This window comes from Pseudoxanthomonas jiangsuensis (assembly GCF_010093185.1).
In the GTDB taxonomy this organism is placed as follows: domain Bacteria; phylum Pseudomonadota; class Gammaproteobacteria; order Xanthomonadales; family Xanthomonadaceae; genus Pseudoxanthomonas; species Pseudoxanthomonas jiangsuensis.
In genome coordinates this window covers 22645-36735 of the sequence record NZ_PDWL01000016.1, presented here as the reverse complement: position 1 = coordinate 36735, position 14091 = coordinate 22645, and the positions used below count along the sequence as shown (strand labels likewise).

Annotated in this window: 11 protein-coding genes and 1 pseudogene; 6 read left to right on the top strand and 6 right to left on the bottom strand. The window is 66.4% G+C overall.

The annotated features are described in order from the left end of the window. The first annotated feature begins 30 nt into the window (after positions 1 to 30). On the top strand, positions 31 to 1752 hold the full coding sequence (locus CSC62_RS11045) for an amidohydrolase (RefSeq protein ID WP_162406264.1): 1722 nt from the start codon (positions 31 to 33) through the stop codon (positions 1750 to 1752). Positions 1753 to 2050: 298 nt separating this feature from the next. After that, positions 2051 to 3343 carry an adenylosuccinate synthase gene (locus CSC62_RS11040; RefSeq protein ID WP_162406262.1) on the top strand — a complete coding sequence of 431 codons (1293 nt, stop codon included), beginning with the start codon at positions 2051 to 2053 and terminating at the stop codon, positions 3341 to 3343. 76 nt (positions 3344 to 3419) lie between these two features. Here CSC62_RS11040 and CSC62_RS11035 read toward each other — a convergent pair whose 3' ends face one another. The 3 genes from CSC62_RS11035 to CSC62_RS11025 are packed head-to-tail and all read right to left on the bottom strand — an operon-like array spanning position 3420 to position 8225. Continuing rightward, entirely contained in the window at positions 3420 to 5147 is a 1728-nt protein-coding gene (locus tag CSC62_RS11035) for an ATP-binding protein (protein WP_162406260.1), read from the bottom strand. 2 nt (positions 5148 to 5149) lie between these two features. Further along, positions 5150 to 6361, bottom strand: a complete 1212-nt coding sequence (locus CSC62_RS11030; RefSeq protein WP_162406258.1) for an SIR2 family protein — start codon at positions 6359 to 6361, stop codon at positions 5150 to 5152. 19 nt (positions 6362 to 6380) lie between these two features. After that, positions 6381 to 8225, bottom strand: a complete 1845-nt coding sequence (locus tag CSC62_RS11025) for a DNA/RNA helicase domain-containing protein (protein WP_162406256.1) — start codon at positions 8223 to 8225, stop codon at positions 6381 to 6383. A gap of 485 nt (positions 8226 to 8710) precedes the next feature. Here CSC62_RS11025 and CSC62_RS11020 point away from each other — a divergent pair. The 4 genes and pseudogenes from CSC62_RS11020 to CSC62_RS11005 form a co-directional block, all read left to right on the top strand. Continuing rightward, positions 8711 to 9664: pseudogene (locus tag CSC62_RS11020) on the top strand (TerC family protein); the annotation flags it as partial. A gap of 199 nt (positions 9665 to 9863) precedes the next feature. Continuing rightward, a complete protein-coding gene (locus CSC62_RS11015; protein WP_162406252.1) occupies positions 9864 to 10139 on the top strand; it encodes a YlcI/YnfO family protein in 276 nt (91 codons plus the stop codon). Next, entirely contained in the window at positions 10136 to 10444 is a 309-nt protein-coding gene (locus CSC62_RS11010) for a type II toxin-antitoxin system RelE/ParE family toxin (RefSeq protein ID WP_162406250.1), read from the top strand. Before CSC62_RS11015 ends, CSC62_RS11010 begins: the two co-directional genes overlap by 4 nt. Before the next feature lie 2 nt (positions 10445 to 10446). Next, on the top strand, positions 10447 to 11877 hold the full coding sequence (locus CSC62_RS11005; RefSeq protein WP_162406248.1) for an MFS transporter: 1431 nt from the start codon (positions 10447 to 10449) through the stop codon (positions 11875 to 11877). Positions 11878 to 11892: 15 nt separating this feature from the next. Here CSC62_RS11005 and CSC62_RS11000 read toward each other — a convergent pair whose 3' ends face one another. The 3 genes from CSC62_RS11000 to CSC62_RS10990 form a co-directional block, all read right to left on the bottom strand. Then, the gene (locus tag CSC62_RS11000) at positions 11893 to 12321 is read right to left on the bottom strand and encodes a type II toxin-antitoxin system death-on-curing family toxin (RefSeq protein ID WP_162406246.1); all 429 of its coding nucleotides are present in this window, start codon (positions 12319 to 12321) and stop codon (positions 11893 to 11895) included. 10 nt (positions 12322 to 12331) lie between these two features. After that, complete coding sequence (locus CSC62_RS10995) at positions 12332 to 12553, bottom strand: AbrB/MazE/SpoVT family DNA-binding domain-containing protein (protein ID WP_162406244.1); 222 nt, start codon at positions 12551 to 12553, stop codon at positions 12332 to 12334. A 63-nt stretch (positions 12554 to 12616) separates the two neighbouring features. Next, positions 12617 to 14011, bottom strand: a complete 1395-nt coding sequence (locus tag CSC62_RS10990; protein ID WP_162406242.1) for a CehA/McbA family metallohydrolase domain-containing protein — start codon at positions 14009 to 14011, stop codon at positions 12617 to 12619. Positions 14012 to 14091 lie beyond the last annotated feature (80 nt).

Below are 14091 nucleotides of genomic sequence, written 5' to 3'. Positions count from 1 at the left end.
GTCGCAGCCTGCCGCCGACCGGAGCCGCCAATGCGCGCCCGCGCCTTCTTCGCTCTCTCCCTGCTTGCGGCTGCCTGCATCGTCCTCGATGCGCACGCAGCCACCGACACCGCCGCCGCGCCCGGTGCTACTGAACCCGAAGCCGCCGCCGTCCTCACCGCGCGCCGCATCCACACCGAAGACCCCGCGCAGCCGCAGGTCACCGCCATCGCCTGGGACGCGCAGGGCCGGATCCTCGCCACCGGTGAAGCGAAGCAACTGCGCGCCCGCTATCCCGTCGCGCGCCACGTCGATGCCGGCGACGCCACCGTCGTCCCCGGCCTGATCGACGCCCATGCCCACCTGATGGAGCTGGGCTACGCCCTGCTGCGCGCCGACCTGTCCGGCGCGGCCAGCAAGGACGAGGTCCTGCAGCGCCTGCGCGTGTTCGCCGCCAGCGCGCCGGAAGGCGCCTGGATCGAGGGCTGGGGCTGGGACCAGAACCGCTGGCCGGAACAGACCTTCCCGACCGCCGCCGACCTCGATGCCGCCTTCCCCGATCGCCCGGTGTGGCTGCTCCGGATCGACGGCCACGCCGGCTGGGCCAACAGCGCCGCCCTGCGCGCCGCCGCCACGGCCGAAGGCGCCCGCGCGCTCGAAGGCGACTGGCAGCCCGACGGCGGCCGCATCGTCCGCGAGGGCGGGCGGCCCACCGGCGTGTTCGTCGATGCGGCCATGCGCCTGGTCGAGCGCGCCATGCCCGCGCGCAGCGAGGCCTACCGCGCTGAAGCGCTGTCGCGCGCGCTGGCCGCGGCGGTGGCCAACGGCCTGACCGGCGTGCACGACATGGGCGTCTCGCGCGAGGACCTGGCGCTGATGCGCCGCTTCGCCGATGAAGGCCGCCTGCCTTTGCGGATCGACGCCTATGCCGACGGCGACCGCGAGGCGCTGGCCGACCTGTGCGAGCACGGCCTCTACCGCCACCCCGCCGGACGCCTGGAAATGAGGGGCGTGAAGCTGTTCATGGACGGCGCCCTCGGCAGCCGCGGCGCCGCCCTGCTGGCCGACTACAGCGACGAGCCCGGCAACCGCGGCCTGCTGGTCACCGACCCGGCCGCGTTCGGCGCCGCCGTGGTCAAGGCCCGCGACTGCGGCGTGCAGGTGGCCACCCACGCCATCGGCGACCGCGGCAACCGGATCGTGCTCGACACCTACGAGCACGCCTTGGCCGGGCAGGGCGCGCCGCCGGACCACCGCTGGCGGGTCGAGCACGCCCAGGTGGTCGCGCCGGAGGACATCCCGCGCTTCGCCCGCCTGCGCCTGGTCGCCTCGATGCAGCCGACCCACGCCACCTCGGACATGCCCTGGGCCGAAGCCCGCCTCGGCCACGACCGCCTGGCCGGCGCCTACGCCTGGCGCCGCTTCCTCGACCTGGGCGTGACCCTGGCCCTGGGCTCGGACTTCCCGGTCGAACAGGTCGACCCGCGGCTGGGCCTGCATGCCGCCGTCACCCGCCAGGACCGCGCCGGGCAGCCGCCGGGCGGCTGGCTGCCCGGCCAGCGGCTTACCGCCGCCGAGGCCCTGCGCGGCTTCACCGTCGATGCCGCCCGCGCCGGCCACGACGAGGCCCGGGTCGGGCGCCTGGCCCCGGGCCTGCGCGCCGACTTCGTGGTCCTGGACCGCGACCCACTGGCCGTCCCGGCCGCCGAGCTGGGCGACCTCGAGGTCCGCGCCACCTGGGTCGACGGCCAGCCGGTCCATACCGCCGACTGACCCGTCGTCCGGCTACTTCTGCCCTTCCGTCGAGCGCCTAAGGCACTGGGTCCCGGCGTTCGCCGGGACGACGGGGGCGTTCATGCTGCGGGTGGCCGCGGCCATCCAAAACCCGGATAATCCGCAAAAGCCGGTCGGGGCCGCTCTCTTGGGAGCCCACCCGCCCGGCTTTTTCCGTGTCTGGACTCCCGCGATGCCCGAAGCGCCCCGATGGCGTTTCGCCAGGGCAGGACGGCGATCCAGCTACGGCCCCAACCCCGCGGCCCCGATGGCCGCAGATGAAGAGGAGTCACCCGTCATGGGTCAGTCTGTTGTCGTGATCGGCGCCCAGTGGGGCGATGAAGGCAAGGGCAAGATCGTCGACCTGCTCACCGAGGAGATCGGCGCCGTCGTGCGCTTCCAGGGCGGCCACAACGCCGGCCACACCCTGGTCATCAACGGCAAGAAGACCGTCCTGCACCTGATCCCGTCCGGCATCCTGCGCGACGACGCGCTGTGCCTGATCGGCAATGGTGTCGTTATTTCTCCAGCCGCCCTGATCAAGGAGATCGGCGAGCTGGAAGCGGCCGGCGTGGAAGTGCGCAGCCGCCTGAAGATCAGCCCGGCCGCCCCGCTGATCATGCCGTACCACATCGCCCTGGATCAGGCCCGCGAGAAGGCCGCCGGCAAGGGCGCCATCGGCACCACCGGCCGCGGCATCGGCCCGGCGTACGAGGACAAGGTCGCCCGCCGCGGCATCCGCATCGCCGACCTGCATTATCCCGACCAGCTGGCCGAGAAGCTCAAGGCCGCGCTGGACTACCACAACTTCGTGCTCACCCAGTACCTGGGCGTGGAGGCGGTGGACTACCAGAAGACCTACGACGAGGCGCTGGCCTTCGGCGAGTACGTGCAGCCGATGAAGTCCGACGTGGCCGGCATCTGCCACGACCTGCGCAAGCAGGGCAAGCGCATCCTGTTTGAAGGCGCGCAGGGCGCCCTGCTCGACATCGACCACGGCACCTACCCGTACGTCACCAGCTCCAACACCACCGTCGGCGGCGCGCTGGCCGGTACCGGCGTGGGCGCGGACGCGATCGACTACGTGCTCGGCATCGCCAAGGCCTACGCCACCCGCGTCGGCGGCGGCCCGTTCCCAACCGAGCTGGACGACGAGATCGGCCAGGGCATCCGCGACCGCGGCGCCGAGTACGGCGCCTCCACCGGCCGCCCGCGCCGCTGCGGCTGGATGGACATCGTCGCCCTCAAGCGCGGCGTGGCCATCAACGGCATCTCCGGCCTGTGCATCACCAAGCTCGACGTGCTCGACGGCATGGAGAAGCTCAAGGTCTGCATCGCCTACGAGTACCGCGGCAAGCGCACCGAGTACGCCCCGCTGGACGCCCAGGGCTGGGACGAGATCACCCCGGTCTACCTGGAGTTCCCCGGCTGGAGCGAGAACACCCACGGCGTCACCGAGTGGGACAAGCTGCCCCCGGCCGCCCGCGCCTACCTGCGCGCGCTGGAGGAGCTGGCGGGGTGCCCGATCTCCATCGTCTCCACCGGCCCGGATCGTGATCACACGATGGTGTTGCAGGATCCGTTTGCTTGATCCTAACGGAACAGTAAGACTGAAAGCCCCGCGAATGCGGGGCTTTTTCTTGCGAGATCGTTGGAGAGTGGTTGGCTTATTTTCCAATTTGCCAGTTTGCTTGGTAGTTCGGCCCGTCCGAATGCGGCTTCACGGTAGGTGCTTCGATCTGAACTGTCAGCGGAATTGGAAAGTCAGCTCCGATGATTGCTGCTTCACCTGGTTTCAGATTTGGTAGGAACGACGACGCAGAGCGGTCAATCTCACCGCAGGCGCGCTCAACAACATCGCGATCGCGATCATTTGTAAGTCGATGGACTACTAGGGTTCCCATTTGACTAAGGACGCCCTCGGTAATATCTCGAGGGCGTTGGGTGGATAGACAGATTGTCAGGCCATATTTACGCCCTTCCTTGGCGATGATCTCGAAAGCGTCGAGCTTTGCGATGGTGTCGTCATTTCCGATGTGGCGCCCAAGGAAATTATGAGCTTCGTCAACAACTGCGATCAGTGGCTTCTGTCTAAATGAGCCGGAACGGGCCATGCGTAACAGGTGTCTGCCTATTACGTTCGAAATGATCTCCCTCGCGTTGTACTCGAAGGAAACACCCCCAACACATATGCGAAGGAGGCGTTTCTTGCTCTTCATGAATGCATCTATGTAGGCGGTGAGAGACTTCTCAGTGGATCGAAATACGCATTCAAAAGCTGGCGAGGTGAGTACACCGTTGATTCGAGAGACGAGCGCAAGGCAATAGGAGAACTCGCCGGACTCGCTGCCCCATTTCGTCGAATCCTTGTTTCCTTTGCCGACGCCAAAGCCTTCAGGGTAGACGCACTCCTGTTCGATCTGGGCTACGAGCTTGGACACATCAAAAGGTTGGCTCGGGTCGTCAAGTAGCTCGGACACCCCAGGTCGTGCCTCTTCGGTCAGAACGCTGGATTTCGATTGGTCGATCTTTCTAATGAAGCCATTCCAAGAGATTGACGGAGCTAGAGCTGCTAGACGAAGGCTTCGTATTGCGGCTCGCAACTTTGGGCCTTGAACCTTTCCAGATGGCTCAAATAGGGCAATGAAATCTGATTCTATGAACGACGTCGGGGGCAACGAGCACGGTAGCGATTTCGCTGCCTTGTCCGTTGGGCTGCCAAGGTGGAGATGTGCCACGTACTCGCCACCAATTGAGCGGTACTCGCTAGTGGCATCCAAAAGGATAATTTTTGAGTTGAACTTGATGCATTCCTCGATGATCCGCGCAGTGGTCCAGCTCTTGCCGCCGCCGGTCGATCCCAAGATGGCGCAATGCCTCCCGAGAAGCTTCTCCGGCTTGATCTCGATATTGCCCTCCGGGTCGCCGTTAATTGATCCGAGTCGAAGGAATACATCGTTGGACTGTTCTGCGTCCATGAGCCTGGGAAGGCTCGCGATAAAGGGGTGCGGTGCCGCATAGACTCGGTCACCCAGTCTTGGGAACTGAGCGATGCCAGGCGAGATCTTTAGGTTGTCCATCGCAACCGTACCCAGAAGCTGAATGGAGCCGATTCCATCGAACTGGCTTTTCTCTTTGCGCGGGACAGTATCTGAGTGCCTTAGATCTGGGGTTCGCGCATCGATCATTCTTCCAAGAATTAAAGCAGTCTGCCCTTCTATGAGTACGAACTCCCCGACCTCTCCGTTACCGTATCGAGAGCCAAGGTAGTGTGAGCCGCTATTGCGCCCTGCCGCGGTGAGGCTCAGGGATGCGGATTGAGCTGATATCGCACATAGCTGGCCGATATATAGCTCTGGCCTCAAAAGGCCGCCAAGATTTTCGAAGGGAGACATGGCTAGGTGCCCGTTGCCATCTTGATGTCACGAAGAAGTCGGTCGCCCGGAGTAAGTGACTTCAGGTCGGGGATGAGTTCCGAGAACTGCTCAAATGTTGCGTTTATGAGCCATATATCGCTCCCCTGCTGTGACAGCTTCTTAATTTCTCGCCAGTATCGATTTGTCGCTGCGCTCGTCAGCTCTTGCGCACGTGAGTCGACGACTATCAGCCGCATATGGGGGTTGGTTCTGGCAGCCGAGAGAATCGGCTCAGAAAGATGGTCGTCATTAAATCCAAAGCCGGCAACAATCAGGCAGGTGTTCGGCTCCCTCAGTGCGCTCAGGTACTGGGAGACTAGCTCAAGGTGTGGTTGCACATAGGACTGCTGATACTTGCCTCTAGCGGGATATATCAGGCAGGCGGTATTCGCTGTAGTGCGCTGCATGATGATTTCGCCATCCTCTTGGCGATCCCAGTTCGTTGATCCGTGAAGTTTGTATAGATGAAAGACGCCTTCCAGTGGGTTCGAGGATTCATCTCCGATGGCGGGGCGTCTCACTATGTCATAGGAGAAGAATCTTGGGTCGAAGCGGCGCGGAAAAGAGAAAGAAAACCCGTCAATAACTACTAGTCCTTGCTTTCCTGCGGCGGCCTCGAAGCAAAGGTCGTAGTTAGTGGTGAAGAGCTTCATTCGAGAGTCGCGGGCTCGCCGACGTGAAAGTCTGTGTAGGAACAAGCGGTGACTGGAGAGCCTAGCGTCCTCTGCATCTTGGAGGAAGGAAGAGCACATATCTAAGATTATTGTTCTGGCACTTCTTACGAAGTCGGATACATCCTCGCTGTCCTTGACCTGCAGATAGGCGTCGCACCTGGATAGGAGCGCTTCGATGTTCTCGTCATCCACGTCGATCCTGTATCCGACCTCGTTTATGACATCAAGCGCTTGCTCTGAGAATTCTCGCTCGTCTTTGCTTCCTGCGTTTGAGTTGACGCAGTGGTCCCATAGGGTCCACATGGAAGGGCCGCCTATCCTCCCGAGTGATGTGCCGCTACCGGCGAGCGCGACGACGTGCTGCATCTGCATTGATGACAGCAGTGCGCTCTTGAGTTCATTAGTTGCTTGATCAATGCGTGAGATTTCTTCTGTTGATGTTTCGCCAGTGCCTTTTTTCTCTGGGTCGAGTGTTTTCCACTGAGCGAAATTCGGGCCGAACACAGATCTTGTGGTCATGTCTATTCCGGTCTGGCTATCACAGATGCTTGTCTTGTTGGGAAAGATGGATATAACACCCCTTCATTCCCCGGCTCATCAGTGTTTTGTAGGTGTTCCGCACGATCAGCTCCAGTCGTTCGCGAGTGGCGTCCGGGTCCTGCTTCATCTTCTTCTTCCAGCCCCGCACCGAGCGGTCCATCCGCGAGCGTGACTCGGGGAAGACTGTCGGCTTGCCCTCGATCCAGCGCAGGTCCGGGCCGATGATCACGCCGACGTAGTCCAGCTCCAGGCCCTGGCAGGTGTGGATGCAGCCGACCTGTTCGACCGAGTCGGGGGCGATGATCCAGAGGCTGCCGTCCTTGTCGAGGTTCCACTGCGCCTGGTAGTCGTGCTCGGGGATCTCGATGTCCCAGGCGTCCGGGTTCTTCTTGCTCTTCCAGTCCCAGCAGTAGCCGGCGACGACGCGGGCCTTGTTGTTGAGCTGGTTCTTTTCGCGGATCAGGTTGTGCAGCTCGACCGGGGAATCGACGATGCGGAAGTCGAAGGCGTCGCGGTCGAAGTCCGCGTTGGCGGTTTCGCGGATGCCGAGAAAATTGTCCAGCCAGGCGATGTAGCCGTCCGAGCCGGCGCAGCGGAACTGCGAGGCCAGCTCCAGCTGCGTCACTTCGGCGTCCATCTGCTGTGCCCACTGGGTGAGGGCGTCGATGCGGCCGATATCGGACAGGGTGACGATCTGGTCGTCGTCGGCGAAGAACACGGTGCAGCGGGCGCTGCGGATCAGCTCCATGATCTGGTTCTGGCCGAGGTTGCCGTACAGGCCGCTCTTCTCGTTGAGACGGTGCGCCTCGTCCACCACCAGCGTGTCGAACACGTTGGGGTCGCCCTCGTGGAAGGTGCCGGAGCCGGAGAACAGGTTGCCGATCTCCACCTGCCGCAGCTGGCCGGCCAGCTTCTGCTTGTAGACCGCGCGGGGGGCGGCGTTCTTGGAGACGTACTTGGTCAGCTGGCCGCGCTTGGTCAGTTCGACCAGCAGGTTCACCGCCACCACCGACTTGCCGGTGCCCGGGCCGCCCTTGACGATCACCACCTGCTTGCGCGTATCGCTGGCCTGCGCGGCCTTGGCCAGGCAGGTCTCGTAGACCAGCTTCTGGTCGTCCACCAGCACGAACTCGCGGTTGCCCTTGAGCATCTTCGCCAGGCTGTCGGCCAGCATCTTCGACGGGCGGATGCGGCCGGCTTCGATTTCGTACAGCAGCTCGCCCTTGTCGCCGGTGCGCACATGCTGGCGGATAAAGGCGCGCAGCTTGGCCAGCTCGTCCTCGCCGCGCAGGAACACCGGTGCCTTGTCCAGGTAGGCGGCGTAGTGCGGGTGGCGGATCACGCCGTCGTCGGTGTAGTTGTGCAGGTAGGCGCAGGGCTTGAGCGCGGTGTTGGACTCGTACACCGCCTCGTTGAAGCCGGTGAGCAGCGCCGCGTAGGACCAGGCCTGGTAGCTGGGATGCGGGCCTTCACGCTCCGCGCTGCCGCCGCGGTTGGCCCAGACGATGCCGTCCTTCTCACTGATGCGCGAGGTGGACCACTGCTTCAGCTCGACGATCACCACATGCGGGGTGCCGTTCTCGGCGTGGCCGGTGAGCACGAAGTCGATCCGCTTGGCCGTCTGCGGGATACCGAACTCCACGCCCACGCCGATGTCGTCGTCGATGCCCTTGTCGCGCAGCACCCGCGCCATCTCGGTCAGCGAGTGCTGCCAGGCGCGGGTTTCGGCGTGCGGTGCGTACTTGCCGGTGCGCTTGAGGTAGGCGCTGCTGATGACGTCCTCGATGTTGCGGTTGTCCGCGTCCTCGAGGAACTTCGATTTGGTGCCCTGGTAAACGATCACGCCGGTACTGCCCCCTTGGCTGGCCGGTACGTAAATCCAATGCGCGTCACACTTTCCCCATGCCGCCCCGGTAGTATAGGCGGGGTGGGGACGGGCTTCACCTCGCTGAATCAGTGGCGGGCCTGGGCCGTAATGCGTCGGTCGGGTGCCGCCCAACGGGGCGCCCTTGGCGTGCAGGTCAAAGCCCCCCACGCCACGCAGGTCGCCATCTGGACGACGCGACACGCGGGGCCGCCATTAACTACGGCCCGCCACGCAGCCCTCGCAGGTTCCACCATGGCGCCCCCATCCGCTACGATGCCCGCCTGAAGGGGAGTAGCTCCGCGCGCGGACGTCGTCATTACGGGCCATCGGCCCCGGCGCCGCGGCAGGCCAGGCGGCCTGTGAGTCAGACCTTCGCCCATGGCGGCGAAGCGTGGACCCCTTCCGGATCTCCGGACCATGCCCGCTGCCGCTCGCGAAGCAGCCGACAACCGGAGTGATGCATGGAAACGATTGGGACGCCCCTGCTGTGGGGCATTTTTGCGGTGCTCGTGGTCCTGGCCTTGCTGGTGGACCTGGTGTGGATGCGCCATGGCGGGCCGCACCGGGTGAGCTTCCGCGAGGCCGTCGGCTGGAGCCTGGCCTGGGTGGCGCTGGCGCTGGTCTTCAACCTGTGGCTGTGGTGGTACACCGGCCAGCAGCTGGGGCCGGAGGCTGGTGGCCGCATCGGCATGGAGTTCCTCACCGGCTACCTGGTCGAGAAGTCGCTGGCGATCGACAACATCTTCGTGTTCCTGATGATCTTCGGCTACTTCGCCGTGCCGGAGGTGCAGCGCCAGCGCGTGCTGGTGATCGGCATCATCATCGCGGTGGTGCTGCGCGCCATCCTGATCCTGGCCGGCGCGATGCTGCTGGCGCGCTTCCACTGGATCCTCTACCTGTTCGGCGCGTTCCTGCTGCTGACCGGCATCAAGATGCTGCTGGCCGCCGGCAAGGAACCGGACCTGGAGACCAACCCGCTGCTGCGGTGGATCACCCGGCACGTGCCGATGACGCGCGGTTACGAAGGCAGTGCGCTGTCGGTGCTGCGCGAGGGCAGGCGGCTGTACACCCCGCTGTTCATCGTGATCGTGATGATCGGCATCACCGACGTGATCTTCGCGGTCGATTCCATTCCGGCCATCTTCGCCATCACCAGCGACCCGTTCATCGTCCTCACCTCGAACGTGTTCGCGGTGCTGGGCCTGCGTGCGATGTTCTTCCTGCTGCAGGGCATGGCCGACCGCTTCCACCTGCTGCCCTACGGCCTGGCCTTGGTGCTGATGTTCATTGGCGGCAAGATGCTGCTGGTGGACGTGTACAAGGTGCCGATCACCGTGTCGCTGGGCGTGGTGGTGGCCACCATCGGCGCGACCATCGCGCTGAGCCTGCTGCGGCCGGCGAAGCAGGGCGCGCATGCCTTGCCGCCGGCCGACACCGGCGATGCGCGACAGGACGCGGAGCAACCGCGCGGCCGCGAACGGCCCTGATGGGAGATGGCAGCGCCGGGCAGGCGGCCCGGGCTCGCAATGCGTGCAAGCGGCCTGCCGCGGGCGCTTGCTCCGCCCGGACATGGGGGGCATCATGCGTTGCAATTGCAACGCATGAGGTGTCCCGATGAAAACCGCGACCCTGCCTTCGCTGCGCGTGGACCCGGCCCTGCGGGAAGCGGCCGAGTCGGTGCTGCAGGAAGGCGAAACGCTGTCCAGCTTCGTGGAGCAGTCGGTGCGCGCGCAGGTGTTGCAGCGGCAGCAGCAGGAGGCCTTCATCGCCCGTGGCCTGGCGTCGCGGGACAAGGCGCAGGCCGCCGGGCGGTACGTGGATGCGGCCGATGTGCTGGCCGGCATCGATGCACGCCTCGCGCGGGCGCGCGACGGGCGTATGCCGGGATGAGCTACCGCGTCCGCTTCACGGAGGAAGCGCGCGATGACCTCCACCGGCTGTACGACTGGCTGCTGGAACGCGCCGGGGGCGACACCACCACCGCGGTGCGTGCACGCCAGGCCATCGCCGATGGGCTCACCGTGCTGGCGCTGGCACCGCTGAGCTGCCGCAAGGCGATGCCGGGCAATCCGTTCCTGCGCGAGCTGGTGATCGGCTTCGGCGCCAGCGGCTACGTGGCGCTGTTCGAGGTGGAGGACGCGCAGACGGTGACGGTGCTGGCGGTGCGCCACCAGCGCGAGGACGATTACCACTGACCATGCGCCCGCAACGCCTGCTCCCGCTCATCGTCGCCACGGCCCTGTTCATCGAGAACATGGATTCCACGGCCATCTCCACCTCGCTGCCGCAGATCGCCGCCGAGCTGGGGGTGGAGGCGGTGGCGCTGAAGCTGGCCATCACCACCTACCTGCTGGCGCTGGCGGTGTTCATCCCGGTCAGCGGCTGGGTGGCCGACCGCTTCGGCGCGCGCAACACCTTCGTCTGCGCCATCGCGGTGTTCCTGCTCGGCTCGCTGGGCTGCGCGGCCAGCCAGGGGCTGGGCCAGCTGGTGGCCGGGCGCTTCGTGCAGGGCATGGGCGGGGCGATGATGGTGCCGGTGGGGCGGCTGGTGCTGCTGCGTTCCATCGACAAGGCCGGGCTGGTCAAGGCCCTGAGCTGGCTGACGGTGCCGGCCATGCTCGGGCCGATGCTGGGCCCGGTGCTGGGCGGGGCCATCACCACCTACGCGCACTGGCGTTTCATCTTCCTGATCAACCTGCCGATGGGCCTGCTGGGCATGTGGCTGGCGTGGCGGCATATCCCGCGGCTGCAGCAGGCGGTCAAGCCGCTGGACGTGCGCGGCTTTGCGCTGTCGGCTGGCGGGCTGGGGCTGGTGATGTTCGGCCTGTCGGCGGTGGGGCGCGGGCTGATGCCGGGCACCACGGTGGCGGCCTGCGTGGTGGTGGGGGCGGGCGTGCTGTTGGCCTATGTGCGCCATGCCCGTGTGCATCCGCATCCGCTGCTGGACCTGTCGCTGCTGCGCATCCCCACGTTCCGCGCGGCGGTGCTGGGCGGCTCGCTGTTCCGGGTGGGCATCGGCGCGACGCCTTTCCTGCTGCCGCTGATGCTGCAGCTGGGCTTCGGCCTCAACCCGCTGCAGTCGGGGCTGGTCACCTTCACTTCCACGGCGGGGGCGCTGGTGATGAAGTTCGCCGCGCCGGCCATCCTGCATCGCGTCGGGTTCCGCCCGGTGCTGGTCTGGAACGGGCTGGTGGCGGCGCTGGCGATGTGCCTGTTCGGGCTGTTCCGCGCCGATACGCCGTACTGGCTGATGGTCGGCGTGCTGCTGACCAGCGGCCTGCTGCGCTCGCTGCAGTTCACCAGCATCAACGCGATCGCCTATGCCGACATCGACCAGGCGCGCATGAGCCAGGCCAGCAGCCTGGCGGCGATGGCCCAGCAGGTGGCCCTCGCCCTGGGCGTGACCCTCGGCGGCTACGCCCTGAGCCTGGCCGGCACGCTCACCGGTCGCCCGGGCGACGACCCGGTCAACTTCACCTTCGCCTTCCTCGGCGTCGGCCTGGTCTCGGCGCTGTCGGTGCTGGAGATGCGTCGGCTGCCGCGCGACGCCGGCGCGGAGATGGCCGGCCATGCCGAGGCCGGGCGCGAGGTGGCCGAGCCGAAGGTGGAGGCGCGGCCGCAGGCGTGAGCGGCATGCCGGAAATCAGCGGCGGTAGCTGCTGCGCTTTTCCTGCACCTTGCCGCCGTGCGTGGACTTGATCCGGGGGCGCAGCCATTCGGCGAAGGCGGCTTCGTCGAGGCTGCCTTCGGCCAGGCCGATCATCGCCAGGTACTTTTCCTTGCCGCTGGCCTCCAGCTCGGCGTCGTTGAGGGCCAGGAACACGCGATAGGCGACGTGCGCGGTGCGCTTGTTGCCGTCCACGAACGGATGGTTGCGGGCCAGGTCATGGGCCAGGCTGGCCGCGAGGTCGGCCAGATCCGGTGGTGGCTCGCCGTAGGCATGGCGTTGCTGCGGGCGGGCCAGGGCCGAGTCGAGCAGGCCCTCGTCGCGCACCCCAGTGCCGCCGCCGTGCTCGGCCAGCTGGCGGTCGTGGATGGCCAGGGCCAGGGTGCGGTCGATCCAGACGATCATCGCCGTGGCCTCACTGCGCCAGCTTGTGCAATACCTGCCGGTCCTCGCGCATGATCCGCTCGGCCACTTCCATCTGCGCGGCCAGCTTGGGGTCGTACACGGTCAGGCGGATGCCGTCGGGGGTCTCCAGCGCATGCAACTCGTCGCCCTTGTCCACGCGCAGCCGGGCCAGCAGTTCCTTGGGCAGGATGACGCCGGCGGAATTGCCGATGGTGGTGATCTTGAGCTTCATGGCGATATCCGGGCCTTGTTATAACGGTTGTTATTATGGCCCGGTCCGGCGGTGGGGGCAAGGTCAGCGCGGGCGTACCTCGACGAATACGGGATTGGAGTAGAACCACAGGTCCTGCCACGGATCCTCGCCTGGCGTGTCGGGCTGCGGCGTGGCCTCGGCGTTGCTGCTGCCGCGCACGCGGACGAAGCCGCCGGCTGGTGGCGCGGGCAGGTTGCGTTCGATGGCGATCCACTCTCCCTCGCGCTGCCACTGTCCGGATTCGATCCGTTGCACCTGCATGCGCGGTCCGGCCTCGCCGGGTTCGCCGACGATCAGGTCGACGTGGTCCAGTCGCGGGGACTGGCCGTTGAAGTTGGGCCGCCCGGGCTGGCGCAGGCGCAGCCGCACGCGCAGGGTTTCGCCGGGACGCGCGACCAGGGTGCCGCCCATGCCGGCATGCCGGGCGGGGTCTTCGGCGGCCTGGACGTGGAATTCCAGCGCATCGACCAGGTCGCCGGTCGTCGCGAACATGCGGCCGTGGCGGAGGCCGTCGAGGATGTCGCCGGCCTCCGGCCGCGCCCACACCCAGGTCTTGCTGTACTCGCCCGGGTCGAAGTCGTGGCCGCCGTCGCGGCGGTTGATGTGCGAGTCGGAACTGGTGGTGATCCAGAAGCGCCGGCCCTCGGCCAGCAAGGCGTCCCAGACCCCGCCGACCTGCGCGGTCATCTGGTCGAAGCCGCCGAACGTGGGCGCGGCGGGGTTGCGGTAGAAGCCGCGGCGGTCGCTGGCGGTGGCCTGGTGGCCGGGCGCGCCTTCCATGCCGACCAGTACCTCGGGTGCGGCGTCGTGCCAGGCGCGCAGTTCGGCCGGATCGACTTCGCCCCAGGCGCCGATGCCGGCAGCGGTGCGCGAGGGATGGTTGACGATCACCAGCGGCGGCGTGGGCAGGGCGCGCATGTGGACCAGGGCGTCGAGCATGGCCTGGCCGTCGTCGCGATTGCCGTGCACGGGTTCGCTGCGGCCGTAGTCGCGCTCGATCGCCACCAGTTCGTCGCGTTCGCGCGGACCGGGGGCGACGATCACGGTGGCATGTTCGGCGCCGGGGACGTCGAATTCCATGCCGTTGAACTGGACCAGCTCCGGCACCTCGCGCCGGGCCTGCTGCAGCGCCGGCCAGGCATGATCGCGAGTCACCGCCGAGTGGCCGGGGCCGCCGTGGTCGGTGTGCACCATCCAGGCCAGGCCATGGGCCAGCGCCCGGCGTGCGTTGCGGCCGCGGCTGTAGGGCGAATCGCCGCCGCGGGCCGGGGTGGGCGGGGTGGTGGAACGGTCCCAGTCCACGCTCCACTCGCTGTGCACGTGGTGGTCGCCGGCCAGCCAGCGGCGGTCGCGATCGCCGCGATCATTGCCGGCGATGGCGGCAGCGGGCAGCGTGGACAGGACGCATGAGAGAAGGAAAGCAGCGGGAATGCGCATGACGGTTCCTGGCAGGTAGCCGTTGGCGGGCAATGCAGCGGATGCACGCCGCAGATACGCCGGCGACGGCGCCTCATGGA

Excerpts from the sequence above, each read along its gene's own strand:
- CSC62_RS11045 (WP_162406264.1), top strand. The coding sequence starts at position 31 with ATGCGCGCCCGCGCCTTCTTCGCTCTCTCCCTGCTTGCGGCTGCCTGC.
- CSC62_RS11040 (WP_162406262.1), top strand. The coding sequence starts at position 2,051 with ATGGGTCAGTCTGTTGTCGTGATCGGCGCCCAGTGGGGCGATGAAGGC.
- CSC62_RS11035 (WP_162406260.1), bottom strand. The coding sequence starts at position 5,147 with ATGTCTCCCTTCGAAAATCTTGGCGGCCTTTTGAGGCCAGAGCTATAT.
- CSC62_RS11030 (WP_162406258.1), bottom strand. The coding sequence starts at position 6,361 with ATGACCACAAGATCTGTGTTCGGCCCGAATTTCGCTCAGTGGAAAACA.
- CSC62_RS11015 (WP_162406252.1), top strand. The coding sequence starts at position 9,864 with ATGAAAACCGCGACCCTGCCTTCGCTGCGCGTGGACCCGGCCCTGCGG.
- CSC62_RS11010 (WP_162406250.1), top strand. The coding sequence starts at position 10,136 with ATGAGCTACCGCGTCCGCTTCACGGAGGAAGCGCGCGATGACCTCCAC.
- CSC62_RS11005 (WP_162406248.1), top strand. The coding sequence starts at position 10,447 with ATGCGCCCGCAACGCCTGCTCCCGCTCATCGTCGCCACGGCCCTGTTC.
- CSC62_RS11000 (WP_162406246.1), bottom strand. The coding sequence starts at position 12,321 with ATGATCGTCTGGATCGACCGCACCCTGGCCCTGGCCATCCACGACCGC.
- CSC62_RS10995 (WP_162406244.1), bottom strand. The coding sequence starts at position 12,553 with ATGAAGCTCAAGATCACCACCATCGGCAATTCCGCCGGCGTCATCCTG.
- CSC62_RS10990 (WP_162406242.1), bottom strand. The coding sequence starts at position 14,011 with ATGCGCATTCCCGCTGCTTTCCTTCTCTCATGCGTCCTGTCCACGCTG.